The sequence below is a fragment of the Paraburkholderia rhizosphaerae genome (assembly GCF_004366595.1).
Lineage (GTDB): Bacteria > Pseudomonadota > Gammaproteobacteria > Burkholderiales > Burkholderiaceae > Paraburkholderia > Paraburkholderia rhizosphaerae.
On the sequence record NZ_SORE01000017.1, the window covers coordinates 70,827 to 96,847 of the forward strand.

Annotated in this window: 27 protein-coding genes; 13 read left to right on the top strand and 14 right to left on the bottom strand. The window is 62.7% G+C overall.

Going from position 1 to position 26,021, the window contains the following annotated elements:
- Window positions 1-12 precede the first annotated feature (12 nt).
- The 3 genes from BX592_RS21520 to BX592_RS21530 all read right to left on the bottom strand — a co-directional run bounded on the left by BX592_RS21520 (window position 13) and on the right by BX592_RS21530 (window position 5,308).
- On the bottom strand, window positions 13-2,316 hold the full coding sequence (locus BX592_RS21520; RefSeq protein ID WP_134194285.1) for an FdhF/YdeP family oxidoreductase: 2,304 nt from the start codon (window positions 2,314-2,316) through the stop codon (window positions 13-15).
- Between the two features lie 46 nt (window positions 2,317-2,362).
- Window positions 2,363-2,890: a CinA family protein gene (locus tag BX592_RS21525; protein WP_134194287.1), complete on the bottom strand. Its 528-nt coding sequence runs from the start codon at window positions 2,888-2,890 to the stop codon at window positions 2,363-2,365.
- Between the two features lie 69 nt (window positions 2,891-2,959).
- Window positions 2,960-5,308 (bottom strand): hybrid sensor histidine kinase/response regulator, encoded by a 2,349-nt coding sequence (locus tag BX592_RS21530; RefSeq protein ID WP_134194289.1) that lies wholly within the window; start codon window positions 5,306-5,308, stop codon window positions 2,960-2,962.
- A 234-nt stretch (window positions 5,309-5,542) separates the two neighbouring features.
- Here BX592_RS21530 and BX592_RS21535 point away from each other — a divergent pair, with 234 nt between their 5' ends.
- The 4 genes from BX592_RS21535 (at window position 5,543) to BX592_RS21550 (ending at window position 7,082) form a co-directional block, all read left to right on the top strand.
- Entirely contained in the window at window positions 5,543-5,803 is a 261-nt protein-coding gene (locus BX592_RS21535) for a hypothetical protein (protein WP_134194291.1), read from the top strand.
- Window positions 5,804-6,069: 266 nt separating this feature from the next.
- A complete protein-coding gene (locus tag BX592_RS21540; RefSeq protein WP_134194293.1) occupies window positions 6,070-6,360 on the top strand; it encodes a CsbD family protein in 291 nt (96 codons plus the stop codon).
- Between the two features lie 54 nt (window positions 6,361-6,414).
- Window positions 6,415-6,789: a phage holin family protein gene (locus BX592_RS21545; RefSeq protein ID WP_134194295.1), complete on the top strand. Its 375-nt coding sequence runs from the start codon at window positions 6,415-6,417 to the stop codon at window positions 6,787-6,789.
- A complete protein-coding gene (locus BX592_RS21550) occupies window positions 6,786-7,082 on the top strand; it encodes a hypothetical protein (protein ID WP_134194297.1) in 297 nt (98 codons plus the stop codon). Before BX592_RS21545 ends, BX592_RS21550 begins: the two co-directional genes overlap by 4 nt.
- Window positions 7,083-7,103: 21 nt before the next feature.
- Here BX592_RS21550 and BX592_RS21555 read toward each other — a convergent pair whose 3' ends face one another.
- Window positions 7,104-7,307, bottom strand: coding sequence for a cold-shock protein (locus BX592_RS21555; protein WP_134194299.1), 204 nt, complete (start codon window positions 7,305-7,307; stop codon window positions 7,104-7,106).
- A gap of 138 nt (window positions 7,308-7,445) precedes the next feature.
- Here BX592_RS21555 and BX592_RS21560 point away from each other — a divergent pair, with 138 nt between their 5' ends.
- Window positions 7,446-8,195 (top strand): response regulator, encoded by a 750-nt coding sequence (locus BX592_RS21560; RefSeq protein WP_166676416.1) that lies wholly within the window; start codon window positions 7,446-7,448, stop codon window positions 8,193-8,195.
- A 44-nt stretch (window positions 8,196-8,239) separates the two neighbouring features.
- Here BX592_RS21560 and BX592_RS21565 read toward each other — a convergent pair whose 3' ends face one another.
- From BX592_RS21565 to BX592_RS21575, 3 genes are all read right to left on the bottom strand, one after another.
- Complete coding sequence (locus BX592_RS21565; protein ID WP_134194303.1) at window positions 8,240-8,476, bottom strand: hypothetical protein; 237 nt, start codon at window positions 8,474-8,476, stop codon at window positions 8,240-8,242.
- A gap of 64 nt (window positions 8,477-8,540) precedes the next feature.
- Window positions 8,541-8,807 carry a hypothetical protein gene (locus BX592_RS21570; RefSeq protein WP_134194305.1) on the bottom strand — a complete coding sequence of 89 codons (267 nt, stop codon included), beginning with the start codon at window positions 8,805-8,807 and terminating at the stop codon, window positions 8,541-8,543.
- A gap of 304 nt (window positions 8,808-9,111) precedes the next feature.
- Window positions 9,112-9,417, bottom strand: coding sequence for a hypothetical protein (locus BX592_RS21575; protein ID WP_208327943.1), 306 nt, complete (start codon window positions 9,415-9,417; stop codon window positions 9,112-9,114).
- A 301-nt stretch (window positions 9,418-9,718) separates the two neighbouring features.
- On the opposite strand from BX592_RS21575, the gene BX592_RS21580 reads away from it, so the two are divergent.
- The 5 genes from BX592_RS21580 (at window position 9,719) to BX592_RS21600 (ending at window position 14,157) form a co-directional block, all read left to right on the top strand.
- Window positions 9,719-10,348: a ParB-like protein gene (locus BX592_RS21580; protein ID WP_134194306.1), complete on the top strand. Its 630-nt coding sequence runs from the start codon at window positions 9,719-9,721 to the stop codon at window positions 10,346-10,348.
- 82 nt (window positions 10,349-10,430) lie between these two features.
- A complete protein-coding gene (locus tag BX592_RS21585) occupies window positions 10,431-11,108 on the top strand; it encodes a hypothetical protein (RefSeq protein ID WP_134194308.1) in 678 nt (225 codons plus the stop codon).
- A gap of 114 nt (window positions 11,109-11,222) precedes the next feature.
- A complete protein-coding gene (locus BX592_RS21590; protein WP_134194310.1) occupies window positions 11,223-12,104 on the top strand; it encodes a manganese catalase family protein in 882 nt (293 codons plus the stop codon).
- 384 nt (window positions 12,105-12,488) lie between these two features.
- On the top strand, window positions 12,489-12,686 hold the full coding sequence (locus tag BX592_RS21595) for a hypothetical protein (RefSeq protein ID WP_134194312.1): 198 nt from the start codon (window positions 12,489-12,491) through the stop codon (window positions 12,684-12,686).
- 382 nt (window positions 12,687-13,068) lie between these two features.
- On the top strand, window positions 13,069-14,157 hold the full coding sequence (locus tag BX592_RS21600; protein WP_134194314.1) for a DNA topoisomerase IB: 1,089 nt from the start codon (window positions 13,069-13,071) through the stop codon (window positions 14,155-14,157).
- 51 nt (window positions 14,158-14,208) lie between these two features.
- On the opposite strand, the gene BX592_RS21605 is transcribed toward BX592_RS21600, so the two are convergent.
- Window positions 14,209-15,117, bottom strand: a complete 909-nt coding sequence (locus tag BX592_RS21605; RefSeq protein ID WP_134194316.1) for a YihY/virulence factor BrkB family protein — start codon at window positions 15,115-15,117, stop codon at window positions 14,209-14,211.
- Between the two features lie 245 nt (window positions 15,118-15,362).
- Here BX592_RS21605 and phaP point away from each other — a divergent pair, with 245 nt between their 5' ends.
- Complete coding sequence (gene phaP / locus BX592_RS21610) at window positions 15,363-15,860, top strand: TIGR01841 family phasin (RefSeq protein ID WP_166676417.1); 498 nt, start codon at window positions 15,363-15,365, stop codon at window positions 15,858-15,860.
- A 131-nt stretch (window positions 15,861-15,991) separates the two neighbouring features.
- Window positions 15,992-16,573, top strand: a complete 582-nt coding sequence (locus BX592_RS21615; protein WP_134194320.1) for a hemerythrin domain-containing protein — start codon at window positions 15,992-15,994, stop codon at window positions 16,571-16,573.
- A gap of 20 nt (window positions 16,574-16,593) precedes the next feature.
- Here BX592_RS21615 and BX592_RS21620 read toward each other — a convergent pair whose 3' ends face one another.
- Genes BX592_RS21620 through coxB form a run of 5 tightly spaced genes read right to left on the bottom strand, consistent with a single transcriptional unit; the run spans window position 16,594 to window position 22,877 of the window.
- Window positions 16,594-17,952: a c-type cytochrome gene (locus BX592_RS21620; protein WP_377681527.1), complete on the bottom strand. Its 1,359-nt coding sequence runs from the start codon at window positions 17,950-17,952 to the stop codon at window positions 16,594-16,596.
- The gene (locus BX592_RS21625) at window positions 17,952-18,908 is read right to left on the bottom strand and encodes a cytochrome c oxidase assembly protein (RefSeq protein ID WP_134194324.1); all 957 of its coding nucleotides are present in this window, start codon (window positions 18,906-18,908) and stop codon (window positions 17,952-17,954) included. The genes BX592_RS21620 and BX592_RS21625 overlap by 1 nt, the downstream gene beginning before the upstream one ends.
- Window positions 18,905-19,234 (bottom strand): hypothetical protein, encoded by a 330-nt coding sequence (locus BX592_RS21630; protein WP_134194326.1) that lies wholly within the window; start codon window positions 19,232-19,234, stop codon window positions 18,905-18,907. Before BX592_RS21630 ends, BX592_RS21625 begins: the two co-directional genes overlap by 4 nt.
- Before the next feature lie 14 nt (window positions 19,235-19,248).
- Complete coding sequence (gene ctaD, locus BX592_RS21635) at window positions 19,249-21,882, bottom strand: cytochrome c oxidase subunit I (protein WP_134194328.1); 2,634 nt, start codon at window positions 21,880-21,882, stop codon at window positions 19,249-19,251.
- On the bottom strand, window positions 21,879-22,877 hold the full coding sequence (gene coxB / locus BX592_RS21640; protein WP_134194468.1) for a cytochrome c oxidase subunit II: 999 nt from the start codon (window positions 22,875-22,877) through the stop codon (window positions 21,879-21,881). Before coxB ends, ctaD begins: the two co-directional genes overlap by 4 nt.
- A 351-nt stretch (window positions 22,878-23,228) precedes the next feature.
- Between coxB and BX592_RS21645 the strand changes: the two genes are divergently transcribed.
- Window positions 23,229-25,625 (top strand): membrane-bound PQQ-dependent dehydrogenase, glucose/quinate/shikimate family, encoded by a 2,397-nt coding sequence (locus BX592_RS21645; RefSeq protein ID WP_134194330.1) that lies wholly within the window; start codon window positions 23,229-23,231, stop codon window positions 25,623-25,625.
- Between the two features lie 75 nt (window positions 25,626-25,700).
- Here the strand turns inward: BX592_RS21645 and BX592_RS21650 are convergent, their stop codons facing one another.
- On the bottom strand, window positions 25,701-25,964 hold the full coding sequence (locus BX592_RS21650; protein WP_134194332.1) for a hypothetical protein: 264 nt from the start codon (window positions 25,962-25,964) through the stop codon (window positions 25,701-25,703).
- Window positions 25,965-26,021: the final 57 nt, after the last annotated feature.

The following is a 26,021-nucleotide window of genomic DNA, read 5'->3' on the forward strand; positions in this document are numbered from 1 at the left end:
TGCGCGATCCGGCTAACCGGCATGCGCAGCCATCGTTCTGATCACCCGTACCGGAATCGACTTCGCACCGGGCACCTTGCTCTCTTTTGCGTGATGCCAAAGCGGCAATAACGGATTGCATTCCGGGTAATACCCGCCAATACAGCCTTGCGGCACATCGAACGGCACCACGGTCAGCCCAGCGACGCAACGCTCGACGTCGTCGCCCGCAATGGTCTGCAACGTGATGCGGTCGCCGTGTTCGAGCCCGTGCTTCGCCATATCGGACGGATTCATCAGAATGACCATCCGGTTGCCCTTGATGCCGCGAAACCGGTCGTCATGGTTATAAATGGTCGTGTTGAACTGGCTGTCGCTGCGTAACGTCATCAGCCGCAGCGAGTCGGGCTCGCGCTCCGGCATGTCGGGGTCTTCGCCAATCGAGTCCGGCACCATGAATTCGGCCTTGCCGCTCTTCGTTTTCCACTGGCGCTCGCGCGCAGGCAGTGGCCGCGGAAATCCGCCGGGCGTCCACATACGCCGCTCGATATCGTGAAACATCTCGGGCCACGTCGTTGCCATTTCGCTGCGCACGCGTGCGTAATCGTTGCGCCACGCATCCCAATCGACGCTCGAGCGTTCCGCGAGCGTCGCCTTCGCGATACCCGCGATGATAAATGGCTCGGAACGTATCGTTTGCGCGGCCGGCTCGGCGACGCCGCGCGATCCGTGAAAACATGCGGTGCTGTCTTCCATCGATACGGCCTGCACACCGCTCGCCTGCCTGTCGATCTCGATGCGCGACAGGCATGGCAGTACAAAAGACGTTTTCCCATGCACCAGATGGCTGCGATTGAGCTTGGTCGCAATATTGACCGTGAGGTCGAGGTGCGCCCAGGCCGGCTCGGTGCGCAGCCGGTCCGGCACCGAGCGGACCAGATTGCCGCCCAGATTGACGACCGCCTTCACCTTGCCGTCCAGCATCGCTTCGAACGCCTCGACGATATTCATGCCCTTGTCGCGTGGCGGCTCGAACGAAAACTGTCTGGCCAGCTGGTCGAGCGGCGCGAGTTCCGGTTTTTCGGTGATGCCGACCGTGCGCTGCCCCTGCACGTTCGAGTGCCCGCGCACCGGCGACGGACCCGCGCCCGGCTTGCCGACATTGCCGCGCAGCATTAACAGATTGCACAACATGCGTACGTTCTGCACGCCCATCCGGTGCTGCGTCAGCCCCATCCCATAGTGGGCGATCACCGCATTCGCCTTCATATACTCGCGTGCGGCCGCTTCGATTGCATCGCGTTCGAGTCCGCTCACCCGCACAATGTCGTCCCAGTTCGCGTCGCGCACGTATTGCGCGAACGTGTCGTAACCGTTCGTATGGTCGCGGATGAAATCCACGTCGATCACTGGCGGTTCGCCTGCGCTGACCGCGCGGTCATCCGCATCGATGACAACCTTGCACATGCCGAGGATGGCCGCCGTATCGCCACCGGTCTTCACCTGGTGATATTGCGTGCTGATCTGCGTATCGCCCGGTCTCAGCATGTCCGCCGGCGACTGCGGATTCGCGAAATCCAGCAGACCGGGCTCGCGCAGCGGATTGAACGTGATGATCGGCACGCCGCGCTTGCGCGCATCCTGCAACTGATGCAGCATGCGCGGGCTATTCGTGCCGACGTTCTGGCCAAAGAAGAACATCAGATCGGTCTTCTCGAAATCGTCAAGCGTGATCGTGCCGACGCCGACGCCAATCGCTTCCTTGAGCCCGACGCTACTGCTTTCGTGACACATGTTCGAACTGTCCGGCAGATTGTTCGTGCCATACATCCGCGCGAACAGCTGCAGCATGTATGACGTCTCGAGCGATGCACGGCCGGACGTATAGAACACCACGCTGTTCGGGTTCATCCTGCGAAGCTCGGCGCCGATTGCGTCGAAAGCCTGCTGCCAGGAAACGGGCACATACCGGTCGGTCGCCGTGTCATAGCGCAACGGCTCGGTGAGCCTGCCTGCTTCCTCGAGATCATGGTCATGCCACGTCAACAACTCGCGAACCGGGTGCACGCGAAAGAATTCCGGCGTCACGCGTTTGGCGGTGATATCCCACGCGGTGGCTTTCGCACCGCTCTCACAGAACTCGAAGGGATGCGGCGACGCGGGCTTCGCCCATGAGCAGCTGACGCACATGAAGCCATCGGGCTTGTTCTGATGTATCAGCACCCGGCTGTCCGTCAACGGCGCTTTCTCCTGCAACAGGATTTTCGCCACCGCCTTGACGGAACCCCATCCACCCGACGCGTACGGATACGCGCTGCTCTTTCTGCCGTTACCCATGATTGTCACCCGTGCCGAAGTATCACGTTGTGAGGTTCAGCAAACGCTATTCCTCAGGCATCGCTGGCGCCAAGCGATCCGCGGATTGCGCGGCATTGAAGTAATGTTCGACTCGGGTCAACACGTAATGCGCGGCAAGGCGCCGGATTTCGTTTCTGCTTCCGCTAAATCGCCTTGTTTCGCTAAACGTGCGCAGGCCACCATTGCGCAGCCGGTACGACCACGCAAAGCATTGCGTACCCTCAGGCGGGCCCGACGGCGTGCTATCCGCTACACCGGTATTGGAGATCGCGACAGTTGCGCAGCAGCCTGGCTGCTGCAGCGCGCCCTCGGCCATTTCGCGAGCGACGGGCTCGCTCGTCAAGCCGAACTGTTCCATGGTCGTCGGCTGAACACCGAGAAAGCCGGCCTTGCCTGAAGGCGAATACGTGACGAAGCCGACGTCCAGGCACGCACCGCTTCCCGGCATCTCGGCGAGGCTCGATGCGATCAGGCCCGCAGTGCACGATTCGGCGGTCGCCAATTTAAGACCGCGAGCACTCAGAAACGCGATCACCTGCCTCGCTACGTTCATTTCCGTTACCTCAACGGCGCTTGATCTGATGGGCCGGTGCGCAAGCGGCGTGCCGCGACGACAGCGGCATCAATCGTCAAAGCCGCGTAGCACGGCATTGAGTTCCTCGATCGTAAAGGGCTTGCGCAACGCGGCCCAGCGGAATGGCAGTGCCGGCAGCATCGGCATCTCATAGCCGGAGGTAAAGATCACGCATATCGATGGCCGTTGCGCGGCGGCTTCTCTCGCGAGCGCAATGCCATCGATACCCGGCATCTTCAGATCGGTGAGCAACACGTCGAATGGCGCTTCGCCCAGCCAGTCGATCGCTTCGTGCGGCGATGTGGTTCGTTTCCGTTGGTGGCCCAACAGACCGAGCTGCTCGTCGATCGCTTCTGCGAGGTTCGCGTCGTCGTCGACGAGCAGGATACGCAACGGCTCCGCGTCGACCGGCCTCGCTGTCGCAGGCAGCGCTTGCGCCCGTGCGGCGTCCTCGCCGTCGAGGATCTGCCGGATCTTGGCCGCAAGCTGGTCGCGGCTGTAGGGTTTGCTGAGCAATTGCACGCCCGGGTCGAGCCGGCCACCATGGACGATTGCGTTTTGTGTATAGCCGGACGTGAACAGCACTTTCAGTTGCGGCAGCAGATGCCTCGCCTGGGCAGCCATTTCCGTGCTGCGCACCGGCCCGGGCATCACGACGTCGGAGAACAGCAGATGCACCTCGATGCCGCTGCGCAGCACCGTCAACGCCTGCTGTGCGTCATCCGCCTTCAGCACGCGATAGCCGAGGCCCGACAGCGTATCGATCGCGGTCGACTGCACTTTCAGATCGTCTTCGACCACCAGGATGGTTTCGCTTCCACCCTTCACAGCCGCCCGCACGCGCGGCGGCGGTTCGACTGCCGGATTGGTCGAGCGCGGCAGATACACCTTGACGGTCGTGCCGTGATCGGGCTCGCTGTAAATCTTGATGTGTCCACCGCTTTGCTTGACGAACCCATACGCGGTGCTGAGCCCGAGCCCGGTACCCAGCCCTTCTGGCTTGGTGGTGAAAAATGGATCGAAGGCCCGCTCGATCACATGTTGCGGCATGCCGGTGCCCGTGTCCGTCACCGATAACTGCACATACTGGCCGGCCGTCACGTCCGGCACCGCCGCGACGTATTCGTCGTCGAGCATTGCGTTCGATAGTTCCATCGTCAGCTTGCCGCCCTGCGGCATCGCGTCCCGCGCATTGATCGCAAGATTGAGGATCACATTCTCGAGCTGATGAACATCGACGAGCGTATTCCATAGCCCGCCGGCGACCACTGTCTCGACGTCGATCGTTTCGTCGAGCGCGCGGCGCAACAGATCGTCCATGCCGCGCAACACTGCGGCGAGGTTCACGACCACCGGCTGCAACGGCTGCTGGCGGCCGAACGCGAGCAGTTGCGATGCGAGCTTTGAGCCGCGCTCGACCGCGTCGATGGCCTTGGAAACCCGGTCGCGGGTCCAGGCGTCGCGACGATGACGGCTGTCCAGCAACTCGAGATTGCCGCGCAGCACCTGCAGCACATTGTTGAAGTCGTGCGCGACGCCGCCCGTCAGCTTGCCGACCGCTTCCATCTTCTGCGCCTGGAAAAGCGCAGTACGGGTTTGCTCGAGCACGCGGCTCGCCTCCATGCGCTCGGTAATGTCGCGCGTAATCTTCGCGAAGCCGGCGAGTTCGCCCGCTTCGTCGCGAATCGCGTCGATGATTACATGCGCCCAGAAGCGCCGGCCATCCTTGCGCACCCGCCAGCCTTCCGCTTCGAAGCGGCCTTCGGCGGCGGCGACCGACAGACCGCGCTGCGGCAATCCGCTCGCCGCGTCTTCACGTGTGTAAAAACGGGAGAAATGCGAGCCAATAATTTCCTCGGCGCTGTATCCCTTGATCCGGCGCGCTCCAGCATTCCAGTTTGTGACGATGCCGTCGGGCGACAACATGAAGACCGCGTAATCGGTGACGCCATTCACGAGCATGCGGAAGCGCTGTTCGCTTTCGACGACGGCCTCGTGCGCCCTTTTCTTGTCAGTCATGTCGCGCACGATCTTGCCAAAACCAAGCAGGTGGCCTTCACCGTCCCTTAGCGCGGTGATCACCACGTTCGCCCAGAAACGCGAGCCGTCCTTGCGGATGCGCCAGCCCTCGGACTCCGAACGCCCGGTGCGCTGCGCCAGTTCGAGTGCAGCGTCGCCGCTGCGCTTTTCGCGGTCTTCAGGCGTATGGAAAATCTGGAAAGACCGGCCTATCACTTCTTCGCGGCGAAAGCCATGGATATGCTCGGCACCCGTGTTCCATGTTTCGATCATGCCGTCGGGCGACAACCCGATCACGGCGTAGTCGGCGACTGAATTCACCCATCGCCGGCACCAGTCGTCAGGTATTGAGAAGTCGCTTTTCCCATCGCCTGCCATCGCCTGTCCCCACTTCTCGATAAGGTTTTCGCGTGATTGCGTACGGTGCCGTATCGGCTGCTGTTAGCACACTGCGTGCCCGACGCCGCCACGCCGTCCGACGGGCCGACAAGCCAACAAGCGAGCGGATACGACGAGCCGGTCTTTATCGATGGCCACGATGCAGATTGCATCACTGGCACAGCGCATGCATAGACCGCGTCAGCGCAGATGCCTTTCGAACGGAGGAGTGCCATGCGTCAGTCCTGCAAACCATACCGCGGCTATGTGATCGAAGTGCAAATCGAGAGCGTGGCCCGACATGCGGTCTCGTTCAGCGGCATGCAACGTCGCTACGCCGTCTCGTGGTCGATTTATCCGGACGATGACGCGGTCGCCGCCGTCGCCAGTTTCCCAGAGAGCGTCGACTTTATTTCGGAGGACGGCGCGTTCCGCTACGGTGAAAAACGGGCACAAGCGTTTATCGATTGCACACTAGCGTGCGAGTCGAAATAGCGCGGCGCGGTGCGGCACCGGCGTTTTCCCGTACCCGTGCAGGTTAGCTGTACATAAATACGTAAGGCTTACAAACGCCGCGCGTCAAACAGGGGCCGTTACCCCGGCGTGATCGTTCGACGCCGATAGGTGCGGAACTTGCGCGGCACGCAGACACACCGGTGAGTTGTCAAAGAGGCGGTTACGAGATCCGGGCTTCACCAGCGAAGTATCAGCGGAGTCATCAGCGCACCACCAACGCATCACTAACGACACGGAGCAGCAACATGGAAACCACGAAGCTTGAAGGCACCCTTCGCGAGGCGGCGGGAAACGTTAAGGATACCTTGGGTGACCTGACCGGCGACGTCGGCATGCAGGTTTCGGGCAAGGCGAAAGCGTTGTGCGGCAGCGCGCAGCAGGCCTGCGCCGACGCGGCCACGCTCGCCCGCGATTCGGTTGTCGACAGACCGCTCACGACGCTAGCGGTAGTCGCGACAACCGGCTTCCTGCTGGGGATCTTGTGGAAGTCGAACCGGGCCGACGCAGCAAACGGCGGCGGCATGCGGCGCCGCTAGCCGCCCCGTACGCGCGGCGCGGTCTGGCGTGAATGGCAATAATGGAGCATCGCGATGTCGATCCACTCGAAAGTGACGCAATGGGGTAACGTGAGCCGCTTTTGCGTCGAGCGCCTCGCCGATTACAGCGAACTGCTGTCGATCGAAATCGCGCACATGCGTACGCAGCTCGTGCGCGACGTCATCGCGCTGGTGGCGCTCGCGGTAGCGGGGCTTTTCACGCTGTCATTCGTGTGCATCGCGATCATTGCAAGCTTCTGGGCGACGCCCTGGTTCATTCCAGTCGTATGGGCGGTCGCCGGGGGCTGGCTGATCCTGTCGATCGTGGCGCTGCTCGTGCTGCGCATGCAGCGGCCTGTCTGGTCGCTCGACTTGCTGCGCGGCGAAATCCACCAGGATCTGACTACCGTTAAAGAGGCGCTCAAATGACCTCCGCACCCGCCGACGCCACGCGCACGGCGCTACTCGCGAAAATGGCGGCTTCGCGTAGCGCGCTGCTCGAAGCGCGCAACGCCGCCATGCTGACCGATGCGCGCCGCAAATCGTCGTTCTCGCCAGCTAACCTGTCCGCACTGGCGGCGAGCGCGCCCCATGTGACGCTGCTCGCCGCTATCCTCGCGGGCGCGCTGATACTTGGACCACGCCGCATCGCGGCGGTGGTCGTGCGCAACGGACTGACTGCATGGATTGCACGGACCGTCCGGCGGCTTGCGGGCCGTTAGCCCGGGGCGCCCCGCGTGCGCTCATATCGGCCGGATGTTGGACGCCTGCTTGCCCTTCGGCCCCTGCTTGATGTCGAACTCGACCCGCTGTCCGTCCTGTAGCGATTTGAAGCCCGCCGCCTGCACTTCCGAGAAGTGCGCGAACAGGTCATCGCCGCCGTCATCCGGCGTGATAAAGCCAAACCCTTTCGCGTCGTTGAACCACTTCACCGTTCCGGTCGCCATTAAAGCCTCCTTCTTCCAGGTGCGTCCATCAAGGGATTCGCAAAACTCGTGCCGAGCAACGTCTGCGTGCGTAGCGAAATTGGACGCAGACGGGAATGGCCAATGCTGACAGATAGCTATCTCACACGGAAGGGCAGAATGATGACCCGCGTTCTTCTGGTCGACGACGACGTCAGCTTGCGCGAGGCACTCGAATCGGTGATGACGGCGGCCGGGCATACGGTGACGGTCGCGAATAACGGCCTCGAAGCCCTCGCAACGGCGGTTACCGCGCCCCCGCAAGTGATCGTATCGGACGTGAACATACCGATTCTGGAAGGACCCGACATGGTTCGCATGCTCAAGGCTGTGCCACGCCTGTCCGGCGTTCCGGTCATTCTGATGACAGGCGTGGATACCGACGCCGGCGTATCCGTCAACCGCCTGGTAAGGAAGCCCTTCGATCCGCGAGCGATTCTTACGTCAGTGTCCGAAGTTGCCGAATACGCGAGCGGCGCGCCTGCGCAAGCGTCCGCTTGCCGGCCACAGCAGCCGGTCGCACGCACACTCGGTCCGCGGGCACGCCGGTCTGCCGACACAGAGCGGTATGCGGCGCGGATTCGTCGTGGCCTGCAGCTTGTCAGCGAGCAGGATACGCGCATCCATATGTTGGGAAGGCTAGGTCGCGACGTGAAACTGGCCGAGCAGCTCTATGACGCATTAGTCGCGAGTGTCGCCGCGCTATTCAACCTTGAAGCAACGTCATTGGCGATGGACGCGCGCTGCCCGCCAGCGCCCGACGCGAGACCTGATTGTGACCGGTTGGAGTTGTGCGTACGCCGGTGCGTGCGCTCGCAACATCCGCGTGATGGCAGCGAACCACCGCGGCGTGCACCGCCGGCGGGCTGACATGCACACTGACGCTGCGGCCTTCGCCCCATGGCGCGCGTCCGCTAGCGTTCCGCGAGCCGCAGCATTTCGATCGTTTCCTGGATCACGGCGCGATGCTCGACCATGGCTTCCAGCGAACGACGCAGTTCCTGCAACAGCCGGATAGCCGATCCTGTGTCGTGTCCGTCACGGGCGAGTTCGTGCACCGTTCGCAGTTGCCGTTCGATCAGGTTCCGCCGTCTTGCGATATGGGCATCGGCGACACGAAGCCTGTCGAGTTCGCGTTCCAGTTCCGTCACGTGTGCCTCGCAGTATCGGGAAATCGCCACGAACCACAACACGGGTGCTACCGTGAGCACCGTCTCAGGAAAGCCTTATCCGGGAGTACGTATCGACGACTTGCGCGGCATTGACGCATCGACGTTTTTTCAGCTCCTGGATCAGCAGCGTACGAAAGTCTTCCAGCCCGTCAGGACCCCGATCGACCACAAACGACTCCAACACTTCGGCGACCGCGGCCGCGGTACTTTCGGGTGATAGTGTGCTGGCAATAAAGGAAGCGCCGCGCGCAAGCTCAACCTTGAACGCGAACCTCAGGATGTCGGTGTGTATCTTGTCGGCCCTGCTCATGCAGCCCTCGCTGGTCTTTGGCAGCTTCGTTTGCCCGCGTCGAATGATCGACGCACCTATCGTACGAACAAAATTGCGCTTGATGCGACGAAGTCGCCACGACGCCTGAACACGGCGGTCATTGCTTTCTATTTTTTACGGTGTCCAGCAGATATATCTTAGCGTGCCGCACAACTCGTGCGCATGTCGGAAGCTGTCCGAAAACCGCAGTTATCGAACGGCACAAGAGTGGCCGCGTTTAGCTTTACCTTGTGACACATGGTCACTTCACGGCCAGGCTCGGCCCCGCGCAGCCGGTGCCCGCCTATTGCTGACTGCCGTTGCGTTGACCGTCGTTCTGCGAATCGCCGCCTTGCTGATAGTTACTGCTATTCGAGTGCCCGAGGCGGGTCCCGTTGGGCGGCCCGCTGCCGACCCCGGCGCTGGTCGACGGCGCGTTGATCGAGTCATGACTGCCACCGCTCATGCGCGGCTTGCCCGACTGATTTGAGCCGTTCGGCACGGCAGCCGCACCTGAGCCGCCGCCAGTGCCGCCCGCCTGCGCGATCGCGCTGCCCGAGCACACCGCAAGCAGCACACCTAGTAGCGCTTTTTTGCGTGATACGTTCATTCGAGGTGCCTCCATAACGTTGGGACGTCTCCGGTCGATGCGAGACTTGGCTATGCCTTCGCGCAAACCTCATACCGCGTGCGCTGTCGCTGCAAACGTCTGCCGCAGCGAAGCGGACGTATGTTGCGAACGCGAGAGTTGCGTCGGCGGTCGTGGCACGCGCAATGCGCAATGGCAAGCAGGGATTCCGGCCGGTGCATGAAGCGTGGTGGGGGCGCTGGCCGTTTCGCGCCGGCCTGACTCGCGCAAGGCCCGCCGCTGTGACGGGCCGTTTTCCTGTTTTTTGTGAGCCGTATCCGCCATGGTCATTAAGCCGCCAAACAGTCCCGCAAGCGCCTTGCAGTGGCTTGCGCTCGCATCGCTAAGGCCGACGCAGATTACCGTCGGTATGCAATACGTCGCGCTCAAAGCCTTCGTTACACGCCGTCTGTACGACGCCGCCCGTCGTCAGCTACTCGAGCGGCATCCTTTACTGTGCGTACGGGCGCCGGACGGCAGCGTCTTCGTTATCGATCACCACCACTGGGCGATGGCATGGCATCTATGCAACATCGAACTGGTCCCGGTCCGCTTCGCATGCGACCTTCGCGCCCGCTCGATGCCATCGTTCTGGCGAAAGATGGCGCGCGAGAACCTGCTTCATCCGTTCGATTCGCAAGGACGTCGGCGCGACCCGCACGAACTGCCGGCAACGATCGCGTTGATGCAGGACGACCCGTATCAAAGTCTCGCTGCGCTGACGAGACGGTGCGGCGCATACCGGAAGACAAGCTCGCGCTACAGCGCGTTTGTATGGGCGGATTTTCTGCGCGCGGAGGTACCGCTCGACGGCACCGATAACGCGTCGATGCTTGCGGCGCTTATCGCGTCGACGAGAATCGCGCGCAGCAAGAAGGCACGCGGACTGCCGGGCTACGCCGGCAAAGCGTGATAACCGCGCGAGGCGGCACGACGCTTGCGGACCGCTGCGTGCCAATCCCCAATCATCCACTTGCTGGTCAATGGAGGCTGTCATGCGCTATCTGCAAACTCAGGAGGGGCTACCCCGTGTGTCGTGGGGCGCCGTCTTCACAGGCGTCACCATCGCACTCATTGCGTACGTGTTTATGAGCGTGCTCGGCGCGGCCATCGGAGCGTCGCTGCTCAGTCCGCTGGCTCACGAGGATTCCGCGCGCGCATTCGGCTTTGGGTCCGGCGTATGGTTGATCGTCACAACCATCATCGCCGTCTTTCTAGGCGGCTATTTCGCGGGACGCTGCGCACCGCTGCTCGGCTGGCTGCATGGCCTGCTGAGCTGGGCTTTGATGGTGCTGTTCGTCATCGTTGCAATGACATCCATTGTCACCGGCGCAGCTGCGCTAGTCGGCAATGTGGCGAACGCGGGCCTCGCGGCAACCGCGTCGGGCAGCGGCGCGAGCGCGGTCAACGCTCTTTCGCAGGAAGCGGGAAACGCGATCGCGTCAATGGCGAATGCCGCGTCCGCGCCGCTCTCGCAAACCGATACGCGTCAGGCAGCCGACACCGCCGCGCGCGCCGTGGCTCGCGCGAGCTGGTTCTCCGTCGCGGCGCTGTTCGTCGGACTGGTCATCTCGGTCGGTGCCGGCAGCCTCGGGTTCCGCCAACAGCCTGCCGTGGAGAAAGGAACGATCGCGCCGCCGATCCATCCGGACCGCGCCACCGGCCGGGTGTGAGCGATCGCGCGTTGCCGGACGCTCGCTTCGGGAACGCGCGATGCGCATCGTGATGCGCCACTCCGGCAGCAACTGAGGATTATCCGACCAACCGTTTCGAGGAGGAGCGTTGCCATGTTCATGCACAACAAGCGTCTGCAATACACCGTTCGGGTCGGCACGACTGATCCCGGTCTCGCGAATCTGCTGCTCGAGCAGTTTGGCGGACCGCAAGGCGAACTCGCGGCCGCGATGCGTTACTTCACGCAGGCGGTGGGCGAGGAAGATCCCGGCCGCAAGGACATGCTGTATGACATCGCGACCGAAGAGCTGAGTCACCTGGAGATCATCGGATCGATTGTCGCGATGCTCAATCGCGGCGCCAAAGGCGAGCTCGCGGAAGCGGTGGACGCACAGGCGGACTTGTATCGCAAGCTCAACGGAAAGGGCAACGATAGTCACGTCACGCAGCTTCTGTACGGCGGCGGGCCCGCACTGACCAACTCCGGTGGTGTGCCTTGGACCGCGGCCTACATCGATACGATCGGCGAGCCGACCGCGGACCTGCGGTCGAACATCGCAGCGGAAGCACGCGCGAAGATTATCTATGAGCGGCTGATCAACGTAACCGACGATCCCGGCATCCGCGACGCGCTCGGTTTTCTGATGACGCGTGAGGTCTCGCACCAGAAGTCGTTCGAAAAAGCGCTGTATTCGATCACCGCCAACTTCCCGCCGGGCAAGCTGCCGCCGGTACCCGAATTCGCGGACACGTATCTGAAGATGTCGCAGGGCGGGCCGACGCAACGGGGACCCTGGAATCAGGGCCGTGGGCTGAAGCTGGTCGATCAACCGGAGCCTGCTGTCGATGGTGGAGACGGTACGGCCTCGGTCAAGCTCGACAAAAATCAGCAGACAGCGATCGAAGCGTTGAAACAGCGCCTGACATCGGATCCTTCGTCCGACCCGGAGACGGGGGCCGAACTCGGGATGTCGAAAACGCGCGCGAAGCGATAGCACGTGAATACGCCCGACGGCGCATGCTGAACGCGCTACGCGGTCGTTGCGGCCGCGGGCGCGGCACTTGCCCCGTGCGCCCGCGATCGCGAATACCGCATAAGCGGTAAGACCTGTTTAAAACCTGTTTAAAGCAGTTCGAATGTAAAGCGAATAAATCCACTGACAAAAACGCTCTATTAACATGTTGCGTCAATGCATTAATTTCATGCCGCACGCGGCTGACTTCCGATTAATATCTGGACTCCCGGCCGGAAGGAAGCGGATTCCTCAGGCCAAATAATAAAAAAGACTGGAATAGTTACCGAATCGAAAAACGGTCAGACGATTTATCCGCAATTACTACCGTCAGTTATTTAATCCAGATAAATGCGGAGAGACGCAATGCTGAGCCCTCACGAATTCGCCACTCTGATGCTCATCAAGAATTCGCCCGAGCAGATCGACCTGAACCGCGAGGAACTGGACACACTGCTTGAACGCCAGCTCGTCGCGTTCGAGCAGATGCCGTCCGGAATCCATCTGCCGCAACTCACCGGCAACGGTGACTCCCTTTTACGCGCGATTGCCCGTGAACGCTGATTCGTCGTGTTGACATAGCAACGAGTTTCGACGACCCGGTATTGACGAGGTGACAATGGACGCAAGCGCAGCTGTAATGGCAATCGGTTCGGTTGTTCTGCTTTTTGCAGCCCTTTTTATGGTCGGCCACTATCGACGCGAAAATAGACGCGCTCGGGCACTGCGGCAGATGGCCGACTGGCATTGGCGGGCGCACCGCCACTGACCGGCGCGTCAGCTTCAATTATCTGCTAGCGGCTTCAGCCAGCTTTACATCAGGGTCTACACATCACGCGCAGACTGCTGACCGCTCGCGGTCGGCGTTCCAGGCATATCGTTTGCACGGCGATTTTCGCTGCCCGTTTTCGCCGCTGATGCGGCGTCTAACCGCCAGGCGAACGCCATGAAAACGATGACGAGTGATACCGCCCGCGCGATCACCGAAGCGGTGCGTGATGAACTGCCCGCCGGATTGCGCTACACCGACGATACCCGGCCGGGCATCACGCGCAAGCGGCTCAGGCAGGCATTCGCGTATTTCGACGCGAACAGCAAACGCATCGAAGACGAACGCGATATCGCGCGCATCAACGCGCTGGCCATTCCACCCGCGTATACCGATGTGTGGATCTGCCCAGACCCACGCGGCCATATTCAGGCGACCGGTCGCGACGCGCGCGGACGAAAGCAATATCGCTATCATCCGCAATGGCGCGAAACGCGAGACGCCGACAAGTTCGGCCGAATGGTCGCATTCGGGCACGCACTACCGAAAATACGCGCACGCGTCGAGCGGGACCTTGCACGCCGCGGCATGCCACGTGAAAAAGTCATCGCGGCGGTCGTACAGTTGCTCGACACGACGCTGATCCGCGTCGGTAGTGTCGAATATGCGCGGGAAAATCATTCATACGGTCTCACCACGCTGCGCAAAAAACACGTGACCATTCGCTCCGGCGAAGTGCGGTTCCGATTCGCAGGTAAAGGCGGCGCCGAGCATGATGTTTCGATCAGCAATCCGCGCGTCAAACGGATCGTGCGTATGTGCGCCGAGTTGCCCGGTCATGATCTCTTCCAGTACATCGATGACGACGGCACGCGCCGCACGGTCGGCTCCGCGGACGTCAACGATTATTTGCGCACGGTTAGCGGTGCGGACTTCACGGCGAAGGACTATCGAACCTGGGCAGGCAGCGTCTTTGCGATGGCCGCGTTGCGTCAACTGGTTTGCGAGAACGCAGCGGACACGAAGCGCCATGTCGTCGCAACGGTGAAGGAAGTTGCGACGCTATTGCGAAATACGCCAGCGGTGTGCAAGCGGTGCTATATCCATCCGGGCGTCATCACTGCATTCGATGCGGGTGAATTGACAAGCTTGCCGCCGCAAGCGGCGAGGCGTCGCATGAAAGCGGATGAACTCGCGTTTATCGCGCTGCTCGCGCGTGTCGACAGACGCGTGCGGTTTGCGAACCGGAAGCCGCGAAAAACGTGAAGCGATAAGCAACCTGCACGTGCGTGCAAAGGCAATACGACATTAATCCTGTCAGCCCGCTTGCCGTTGCGCATCGCCCGGTACCGGCTTGCGTTCAGCCGGTCCCCGCATCGCCGCGGATACCTCGGCGCCGAACAGGAAAACGGCCGCACAGAAGTAAAGCCACATCATCAGTACCGCTAGCGAGCCGGCCGCGCCGAACGAACCGGCCGTGCCCGCATGCGCGAGGTACAAGCCGAACAGATGCCGTCCGATGGTGAAAAAAATCGCAGCGATAAAGCCACCGGCCAGCGCGTGCCTGACCGCGACACGCACATCTGGAAGCCATTTGATCAGCGCACTCAGACCCAGCGTCAGCACGATCAGACCGAACACCGACTGTGCGGCCAACGCGATGGCGGTTGCCGCCGCGTTGCCGAATACGGACTTGCCTAGCGCCTCGAGTGCCGCATCGAGCACCAGCGACACGACCAGCAGAAAGCCGATTCCCAGCACAAGGGCCAGCGAAACGAGCCTCGTGCGCACCAAAAGCGCCAGCCCCGCGATGCCTCGACCTGGCTTCGCGTGGAATACCACATCGAGCGCGGTGTTCAGCGACGAAAATATTGCCGACGCGCCAACCACCAGCAAGACCAACGATAGCGCGGCCGCGATGCCGCCGCCCTTCGAGCGGTGCGCATGCTCGACCAGCGTGCGCATCGCGCCGGCGGCGTCGGCGCCCATGATTTGCTGCACCTGGGCAAAAAAACGGCCCTGCCCGACCTCTTCGCCGACGAACCAGCCAACGATCGCCAGGACGATCAACAGCGTAGGCGCCAGCGAAAACGCGGAATAGAAACCGACGCTTGCCGCCATCATCGGACAGCGGTCCGACAGGAAGTGTTCAAAACTGTCGCGCGCGACACGCAGCGCAGCGTGCCATCGGCCACGTCGCGAATGGTTGATTGCTGGGACTGTCATCGGATGCTCCAGGCTACGACACGCTGCACGCGCGCCTGCGTCTGCAAGTGGGGCAAGCCGCGTGCCATTCGCGAAGCACATTTGGGAAAGCGCCAGCTAAGCGGTTCCCCGCCGCACCGCACGCGCGCGCAAGCGCTGCCAGAGATCAATCGGGAATATCGCTTGCAGGCTAGTGGAGCGCAGTAGCCCATGGTCCCATTGGCCGGTGCGAGCCGCCGGCCGTACAACGTTTCGAGGAGTCGATCGTGAGTGATCCTGTGATTCTGGCATCGGGCGAAGCCCGGGAAGCAACCGCTAGCAGTACCGCGTCGGCCGTCAACGATCTGACCGGATGGAGTGGAGTTTATGTATCGGCCGTCGAGCGGCTCGCGGAGTTGAACAGTCGCGCAATTCATACGTCGCTCGAGGAGCAACGCGCCATCGCGCTGCAAGCCGCCGAAGAGCGCTCGCTGTTAGGCGCATGGCGGCTGCAGGCCAGCTATTCGCTCGCCGGCACCGCAAAGGCGGCGGCCTACCTGCGGCATGTCGGCGACATTCTGCTCGGCGCGTACGCGGATGCCGTGAACGAAGTGGAGACGTCGTTCAACCGGAGTTTTATGTCGATGACCGGTGCCGTCGACCGTGCAGCGTCCGCTGCCGGCTCCTCGATACTGAAGCTCGACGAACAGCTCGCGACTATCCCGGGCGAAACCGCGCGGATCGTCGATCAGCAGGGCAAGGCAGTGGCGCCGCAGCGCAGATAGCCTTGGGGCCGCGTTGAGCGCGCGTGGCCCGCAATCGACCGTGCCGGGCGACATACTCGAGCGTTCCATAACGTATGTCGCCAGGAACGACGCATGCTGGTTTGTTCGCGCCACCGACGTGCGAGACTGTCATGAGTGAATTCAACGCAGCATCACCCGCCATCACCACGATGATCCGGATGGATCATACGCATGCGCTGTGCGCATTTCATCGCTACCGATTGACGAGCCCATGGTGGCGCAAACGCGCGATCGTCAATTCGGTATGCACCGCGCTGGAGATTCACGCGACGCTGGAAGAGGAAATCTTCTATCCGGCGCTCGCGCGCGTTGCACCGGACAACGATACGGTGAAAAAGAGCGAGCCCGAGCACCGCGAAATGCGCGAAATCATCGCGAAACTGCGCGCGATGGGCCCGCAAAACGCCGCCTACGATGGGCTCTTCATGGAATTGATGCGCGTGACGATTCATCATGTCGCCGACGAGGAGACCATCCTGATTCCGATCGCCGAGCGGGCGCTGAAAAGCGAACTGTCGTCGCTCGGCGCGGCAATGACGCGACGCCGTATCGAACTGCTGCGCGAACGCCCAGTGGACGTCGCGGTTAACACCGCGGGCACGTTTCCGATTGCGACTTTCGTGGTTGCGGGCCTGCTGGTGTGCGGTCTGAACAGCCTGTTCCGGCCATCTTCAACGCGCCAGAGGGTATGAAGGCGGCGGCGCAACCATCGTTATTTATGAAGCAGCTGGCGCAGCGAACTGACGTCGTTCGCGGTCACGCCTTGCGCATTGTTGCCCCATGCGCCGCGCAGATAGGTCAGCACTTGCGCGATCTGCACATCGGCAAGCGTATCGGCGAACGCCGGCATCTGCTGACGCGGCGGACCGGTCAAGGTGGACGGACTGTTACCGCCTTCGACCAGCAGCCGGATCAGCGACGTCGTATCTTCGGCGAGCACGGAAGGATTGCCCGCCAGCGCCGGAAACACATGCGGCACGCCGGCGCCATCGGCACGGTGACAGCGCGCGCAGAACGACTGATAGACGTTATATCCCGCGGATAAAGAATCGGGCACGCGGCTGCCGTTTTGCGGTGATCGTGCAACGTCGGCATGCGGCGCGTAGGTGCCATACGGCTGTTGCGGTGGCAACGACTTCAGATACCGCGCGATCGCGGCCAGATCGTCGTCGGTCAGATACTGCGAACTGTCCTCGATCTGCTCGACCATGCTGCCGTATGCAACCACGCCGGCGCCATGTCCGGTCTTCAGGAATGCAGCAACGTCCGGCGCGGACAGTCGGCCCAGGCCCGCGCCCGCGTCGCCGGTCAGGTTGGGCGCAAACCAGTGGTCGTTGACGCCGCCAGTCAGGTACTTCGGCGAAGACTCGTCATAGCCACGCTCCTGATAAGCGGCGCCGCGCGGCGTATGACAGGCGCCGCAGTGGCCGAGCGACTGCACCAGATAGGCACCACGGTTCCATTGCGCATCGCGGTCGGCGCGCGGCTTGAACGTGCCGCGTGGCACGAAAATACGCTGCCAGACGATCAACGCCCAGCGCTGGTCGAACGGAAACGCGACGTCCGACGGCGGCGACGGTTTCGCGACCGGCGCGACCGAATGCATCAGATACGCGTAAAGCGCGCGCATGTCGTCGTCGGAAATCTTTGCAAAGGACGCGTAAGGCATAGCCGGGTAAAGCCGCTTGCCACCTCGCGCGACACCTGTTCGTAACGCGCGCGCAAACTCTTCGTACGTATAGCGTCCAATTCCATAGCGTGGATCAGGCGTGATGTTGGTCGAAACGATGGTGCCGAACGGTGAGCCCATCCGGAGCCCGCCCGCGTACGGCGCGCCGCCTTGGGGCGCAGTGTGGCATCCGGCGCAATCGCCGGCCTTCGCCACATAAGCGCCGCGCGCGAGCGTCTGCGCGTCGGCGGACTGCGGCGCCGCTGCCGCCCGGCTAGCCGGCGACGCTTCCTGTTGCTGCGCAATGCTCGTGAGTGCAACGCCCGTCAGCACGGCCGCAAACAGCATGAACGCCAGGCCGGGCGTCAGCGCGCGCTTCACGACCGTGATTCGACGTCGCATCATCGCGGTTCGTCCCGCGGCACAATGACCGCCTGTCCGGTTGCCAGCATCGGCGTCGACGGCGGTTGGCTCAACCACCGGGCGGCTATCACGAGCCCGCCAATCAGATACGCGGCTGCCGCCGGCACCCACATGATGAGCCCGCCCAATTGCTGGTCGTGCAACGGGTCGATGCCGAGTACGCTGCAAGGCTCGACATAGGACGGATACCAGAGCCCCGGTGCGAGCGTAATCAATGCGCCGAGCGCTGTCGTATGGACCATCGTCGTAAACACCGACAGTAACGCGCCGCCTCCCGACTGGCGGCGCGCGCCGTCGCCGAATACGGTCCACCAGAACACGAGCGCGGTCAGCAGGAAACTCGTGTGCTGTAGCGAATGGACTACCGGATGGGCGAGCGCGGCTTCAAACGCCGCGGGCGCATGCCACCCCCACAACGCGGCTGCATGCAACAGCCAGGCGGTGAGCGGCGCGGTCAGAAATCGCCAGACCCGAACCACCTGCCGCCGGCGTATTGCGTGGCCCACGCGTAGCCGCCCGCCGCGCGGCAGCGCCCAGATCCATATGGCAAGGGGCCGACCCAGCACCAGCAGCGGCGCAGCAATCAGCATCATCGATTCGTGCTGAACCATATGCGCGGAAAACAACCAGTTGCTCAACGTATCGAGCGGCGAAATCAGAGCGAGCGCCAGCACACACGAACCGCCCGCAAAGGCGACGCCGTGCAGCGCGCGCATTGCGCGACCGCGCGCGCGGCTGCGCCTGCGCAATCGTAAATAGCCCACGGCGTATGCGAGAACGCTCGCGCACATCAACGCGACCGGCCACGCGTCGAAGCTCCAGCCGAACGATGGCGCGGAGCGAGCGGAGTCCGTCAGCACGTGGGCGTGCGCGAGCGGCGCCGTCAGCAGCGCGGCGGCCGCAAGCAAGGCGAACCATCTCGAACCTGCTTTCATTGGCAAGGCGACAGCAACCATTGTGGAAAATACATAGCCAACTGAACCACCGCGCACAGCGCGGCGACGATGGCCGCCATTAGTGACAAAAATGCGGAGCGCGCGCCGCGCGGCACGTAGCTCGCGCGGTAGCGCGGCGACGACTCGCGCCAGCATCGGTACGCGAGCAGCGCGGCCGCGACCGAAAACAGAATCGCGGCAATGCTGACCACATGCAGCGTTGCCATGCTTTGGCGCCGGCACGCGAGTTGCAAAAGCGCGTAGTTCGCGCTTTGCGTGCCCAAAACGACCGCCGGGGCGGCGAGCAGTCCAAGCCAGATTCTCATGTTGTCCGTTCGCGTCAAAAATGAATGCGCGGCGCCAGATAAATAACCGCATAGATCGGCAGCCAGCTGAGCACGACGAAATTCCAATAAATGGCGTTCTCGCTGGTATCGAGAAGCCGCTTGCCTTCGAACGGCCCGGTGAACAGCAGTAACGCAAGCACCGCCGTGTCGATCGTGTCGGTGATCAGGTGCGTCGTATGCAGTCCGAGCAGAAGCCAGACGATCGACCCGTACGCGTTCGCATACCACATCACGTTCAGCGACGCGAACTCGAAGCCGCGCACCACCAGAAACACAAGCGCGAATACCAGGCACACCGCAAGCCAGAGTCGCGCACGCTCGCGGCTGTCGCGTTCGGCCGCGCGCTTCGCAAGCGCGTTCGGCCACATGCTGACAAGCAGCACAAGCGTGTTCAACGATCCCCACAGCAGCGCCGGCGCAGGCGCATTCATCGGCCACGATGCGTTGACTGCGCGCAGATAGAAATACATTCCGACTGCAACCGCGAATACGCTGCCTTCGATCAGCATCAATCCGGCCGTCGCCCACCACATCAGGCTGCGATGACCGAACCCGAAGCTTGGCAAGCCACGCACATCGAGCGAACTGGGCCTCGCTACCCAGGGCTCGGCACGCATCGCTGGGTGAGGCTGCGCGCGCCGCGCCGCACGCTGCGCCGTGCGCTCGCGCCCATCGCCCGGCCAGCGCTCCAGTGCGCGTGCGATGCGGTTGGACCGGCGGGTCGGCCAGAACCACGCAATCATCGCGGCCGCGACCGGCACAGTGCCCCACCAGACGGCGGTCGGCGTGTAAATCGAGCCGATGAAGAACACGGTGGTCGCCACGGCACTCAAAAACGGCCAAGGCGATGGCGACGGGAATAGCGGTCGCGTGTCCGGTGCGGCAGCCAGCACGCCGGTGGTCAGCACTTCGCGCGCATGCACCGCCAGCCCCGAAACCGAACCGGGCTCGCGCTTGCGCTCCCACAACGGATCGCGGCCGTGCACGACCGGCAGCACGTCGAAGTTATGCGGCGGCGGCGGGCTCGGCACGCTCCATTCGAGCGTGCCGCCGCCCCACGGATCGGCTGGCGCCTGTTCACCGCGGCGGCGGCTGCGCACGACGTTGAAAAGAAAAAGCAGCACCGCGACGGCCATCAGGTACGCGCCAGCCGTGGCGAGCGCATTCATGCCGGACCAGCCCATTCCCGGCGGATAGGTCCACACGCGCCTCGGCATGCCTTGCAGACCGAGCAGGTGCATCGGGAAGAACGTCAGGTTGAAGCCGATAAAAAACAGCCAGAAATGCCAGTGCCCGAGCGTCTCGCCAAGCATCCGACCGGTGATTTTCGGAAACCAGTAGTAGAACGCACCGAACAGCGGAAAAACGGCGCCGCCGATCAGCACATAGTGCAGATGCGCAACGACAAAATACGTGTCATGCACCTGCAGATCGAGCGACACGGAACCGAGCATCACGCCGCTGAGCCCGCCGAGCACGAGAATGAAAAAGAACGCCATCACGAACAGCATCGGCGTCTTCAACGACAGCTTGCCGGTCAGCAGTGTCGCGAGCCAGCAGAAAATCTGGATGCCGGACGGCGCCGCGATCAGCACGCTTGCGGCGGTAAAAAAGCTCTTGCCGAGTTCCGGCACCGCGGTCGCAAACATATGGTGGACCCACAGCCCGAACGCGAAAAACGCGATTGCGATTAGCGCGAGCACCATCGCCGAGTAGCCGAAAATCGGCCGGCGCGAAAACGTCGGAATAATCGACGACATAAAACCGAGCGCCGGAATAAAGATCAGATAGACCTCCGGGTGCCCGAAAAACCAGAATAGGTGCTGCCAGAGCAACACATCGCCGCCAAGCGCCGGGTTATAGAACTGCGTGCCAACGAGCCGGTCCAGAATCAGCGCGGTGCTCGCCAGCATGATCGCCGGCATCGCGAACAGCACCATGAACTGCGTGACGAGCGTCGCCCACGCAAACAGCGGTAAGCGGTTCAGCGACATGCCCGGCGCCCGCATCTTCAGAATCGTGGTGATCAGCACCACCGCTTCGAGCAGCGCCGGCAGTTCGGTAAACGTGATCATCTGCGCCCAGACGTCGGAACCCTTGCCGGTTGCATAGTCGGGCCCGGCAAGCGGCACATAGCTGAACCAGCCGGAACGCGGGCCGGCACCGAGCGCGAACGCGACATACAGCAGCAGTCCGCCGAACACGAACACCCAGTACGCGTACGCATTCATGCGCGGAAACGCGACGCTGCGCGCGCCGAGCATCAACGGGATCAGGTACATCGCGACGGCCTGCATGACCGGCACCGCAAACAGAAACATCATCGTCGTGCCGTGGATCGTAAACAGCTGGTCATACAGATCGGGGCCGACGAGCCGGTTACCGGGCCGCGCGAGTTGCGTGCGCATCACTAGCGCAAGCACGCCCGCGAGCAGGAAAAACGAAAACGTCGTGACGATAAAGCGCCGTGCGATCGTTTTATGGTTAACCGCTGAGAACCAGCCGATCAAACCAGGCGGATCGCGCCATGTGTCGGCCAATGCGACGCGCGCATCGGGCGGTGCATCGGGCCCGTCTTTCAGCGTCAGGTCGGGCTCGAGCGAGCGAGGACGGTCGGCGGTGCTCATTGGAGTGTCGCAAGCCATGTGACGACCGCGTGCAGGTCGCTGTCGGAAAGCCGGACAGCCGGCATGGTGACACCCGCTTTCCACGCGTGTGGATTGCGAATCCATGCAGCGAGGTTGTCCGGCGTGTTGGCGAGCGCGCCGGCCGCGATGGTCTGGCGGCTCATCAGATGCGTGAGGTCTGGCGCGAGGGTGCCGTTCGCCGACGTGCCGCGCACTGTGTGACATCCTGCGCAGGTCGACTTCTCGAACACGTCGCGGCCGCGTTGCGCGATCGCGTCGGAAGTTTGCCGGGCCGGCTGCGCCTGCTGCTGCACCCACGCAGCATAGCGGTCATCCGGTTCGGCAATGACAAGCATTGCCATCAACGCGTGCTGCGCGCCGCAAAATTCGGCGCACTGACCGCGATAGACGCCCGGCTTATCCGCACGAAAAGCGATCGACGTGTCGATGCCGGGCAACATGTCTTTTTTGCCGTGCAGGTCGGGCACCCAGAAGCTATGGATTACGTCGCCCGCTTTCAGCGACACGATAACGGTACGGCCCACCGGGATATGCAGCTCGTTGGCGGTCGTCAATTCCGGCAGACCGCGCGCGGCCGGATACCTGACTTGCCACCACCACTGCAGACCTGTCATTTCGATCTTTACCGGTTGATCGACGGGCAGCTTCGATAGCGCGCGGTCGGTCAATATATCCGCGACGATAAGGCCGCACAGCAGTACGACGGACAGCACACTCGCCGCTACCACGACACGGCGCGTGCGTCGCTCAGGATGCGTGACTGGGTCGAGGTTTGGAGCCGCGCTGGCGTGACTGCGCCGGCTGCGAACCAGTGCCAGCAACGTCGCAAGCAACACGGCCGCGAAAACGAATGCACAGACAGCCAGCGTCAGGTTCCACAGTTGCGCGATATGCGCGGCCTGCACGCCCGCGGGCCGCAGTGCGTTCTGCTGCGGTCCGCCATCGGCCGCCTGCGTCGCACACGCGATCAGCATCAGAGCGCATGCGCAAGCACAGCGCTCGCATAGCGGCTCGCGGTGCGAATGACTGTCGCGCGTCATCACGGTCTCGGGAACGAACGTGCAGACGGTCAGCATTTTTCATGCCGCGCGGAAACTGGCCGCAATACTGCGAAGACGCGCGCTATTGCGCAAGGGATCCGGTCCACCCTGTACGTCCGTTTGCAACGGCGCGTCATAAAAGTTGTCGGAGGGAGTATTCGCCATACGGCTACCACGCACACAAACGCGCGTGACGGTTCGGCAATGCGCGGCAAATCGGAATACCGAACGGCACATGGAATGCTAATCGCGCAGCAGTAACGACCTTCAATCCGGGCGGCAAACATGAACCCAACACGCATTGCACGATGGTTGACCCTCATCTTCGGCGGCCTCTCCGGTTTGTATCTGCTGACCGGCGGCATCTGGCTGATCGCGCTACATGGCTCGCCGTACTACGTGATCGCGGGCATTGCGATGCTGGCTGTGACATGGCTTGTCTATCTGCGTAACCGATGGGCGCTCGCGTTATATGCATTGCTACTGGTCGGCACACTCGTATGGGCCGTGGTCGAGTCGGGGATGGACTTCTGGGCACTGACGCCGCGCGTCGATGTACTCGTGATATTCGGCATCTGGCTGCTGCTGCCATTTATCTCGCGCACCTTCTCCGCTCCGGCGGCGCCTGCGGTCGCGGCGCTCGTCGTCGGGCTGGTCGCTAACGCGGCGGTGCTGACCTACGCGGCATTCAACGATCCGCAGCAAATCAACGGCACCGTTTCCATGCAGTCCGCCGCGGCGCCGGCTTCCAATGCTTCGGATGCTGCCGATGCTCAAGCCGCGAATTGGCCCGCTTATGGACGCACGCAAGGCGGCACGCGTTATTCGCCGCTCGCGCAGATCAACGAACAGAACGTGAAGAATCTGCAAGTCGCGTGGACATTCGAAACCGGCGACCATAAAGGACCCACCGACCCAACTGAAATCACCGACGAGGTCACGCCGATCAAAATCGGCGACACGCTTTTCCTATGCTCGCCGCACCAGATCCTGTTCGCACTCGACGCGGCCAGCGGCAAGGAAAAATGGCGCTTCGATCCGGGCCTGAAGACCGACCGGAGCTTTCAGCACGTAACCTGCCGCGGCGTGTCGTATCACGAGAGCGACGCCGCGCGCGCGGCCACGACCGCGCAAGCGCAGTCCGCGCTGCCGGTGTGCTCGCGCCGTGTGTTCCTGCCGGTCAACAACGGTCATCTATTCGCACTCGACGCGGCAACCGGCCAACGCTGTACAGGCTTCGGCAATAACGGCGACCTCGATCTCCAGAAACTCGAGCCCGTCAAAATCACCGGCGAATACGAGCCCACGTCGCCGCCCGTGGTCACCGATAAAGTGATCGTGGTCGCCGGTTCAGTCACGGACAACTACTCGGTTAGCGAACCATCCGGCGCGATTCGCGGCTTCGACATCGACACCGGCAAACTGCTGTGGGCGTTCGATCCGGGCTCCGATACGCCCAATGCAATACCCGACGACCAGCACAGCTTTGCGCCGAATTCGCCGAACTCATGGGCGCCTGCCGCATACGATCCGAAGCTCGATCTCGTCTATTTGCCGATGGGCGTCAGCACACCCGACATCTGGGGCGGGCGCCGCACGCCGCAGCAGGAACGCTATGCGAGCGGACTGCTGGCGCTGAATGCGTCGACCGGCAAGCTCGCATGGTTCTATCAGACCGTGCATCACGATCTGTGGGATATGGACCTGCCCGCGCAGCCGACCATAGCCGATCTGACCGACGCGCACGGCAATGTGGTCCCGGCCATCTACGCGCCCGCGAAAACCGGCAACATCTTCGTGCTCGATCGCCGCACCGGCACGCCGCTTGTGCCCGCTCCCGAGCAAGCCGTGCCGCAAGGGCCGGCGAACGGCGACTGGGTGTCCGCGACCCAGCCGTTCTCGCAACTGACTTTCCGTCCGGCAAAGAACCTGAGCGGCGCGGACATGTGGGGCACGACGATGTACGACCAGCTCGCATGCCGTGTGATGTTCCACCGGCTGCGTTATGACGGGCCGTTTACGCCGCCTTCCGAGCAAGGCACGCTCGTGTTCCCCGGCAACCTCGGCATGTTCGAGTGGGGAGGCATCGCAATCGACACCGACCGGCATCTTGCGATCGCGAATCCGATCGCGCTACCCTTCGTCTCGAGGCTCGTTCCGCGCGGCCCGCATAATCCGGCCGAACCGCCCGAAGCCGGCCAGAGCGGCACCGGCAGTGAAGCCGGCATCCAGCCTCAATACGGCGTGCCGTTCGCGGTCACGCTGAACGCGTTCATGTCGCCGGTCGGGTTGCCCTGCAAAGAACCCGCGTGGGGATATGTCGCGGCGCTCGACCTCAATACGAATCAGGTGGTCTGGAAAAAGCGCATCGGCACCGTGCGCGACAGCTCGCCGCTGCCTCTGCCGTTCCGCATGGGCATGCCGATGCTCGGCGGTCCGGTCACAACCGCGGGCCATGTGTTTTTTATCGGTGCGACCGCGGACAACTACCTGCGCGCCTACAGCACCGATACCGGCCAGGAGCTATGGCGCGCGCGTCTGCCCGCCGGCGGCCAGGCGACGCCGATGACCTATCAGGCAAACGGCAAGCAATACGTGGTGATCGCGGCCGGTGGACACGGCTCGTTCGGCACGAAGCTCGGCGACTATGTGATCGCGTACGCGCTGCCGGACACGAAATGAGCGGGTCAGTGCGACAAGACAATAAGCATGGCCGTCACATCGCGTTCCGCATCGCCGTGACACTTACGCGTACTGTCACCGGGGCGCGCGCAGTAATGCTTCAACGAGCCTTTGCCCGGCCGCATATCCGCCCATCAGCGCGTCGGCCTCGGTATGGAACGCTTCGCCGGTTCTGCCGGCGAGGTGCAACGGAGCCGTCAACGGCACCGCCTCGCGTTTGCTCGCGACCTGCACTGTCGCGAGAAAACCTGACCCGCCCGGCACGCTGCGTTGGATAAGTACGCTCGCTTCCACCGCGATGCTAACGGCAAATCCCTTGTACTCGTAGATGCGAAACATGGTGGTTCTGTTCGATAACATCCGATACAGGCAGGCTATGCCAGCCTGGACACGCGG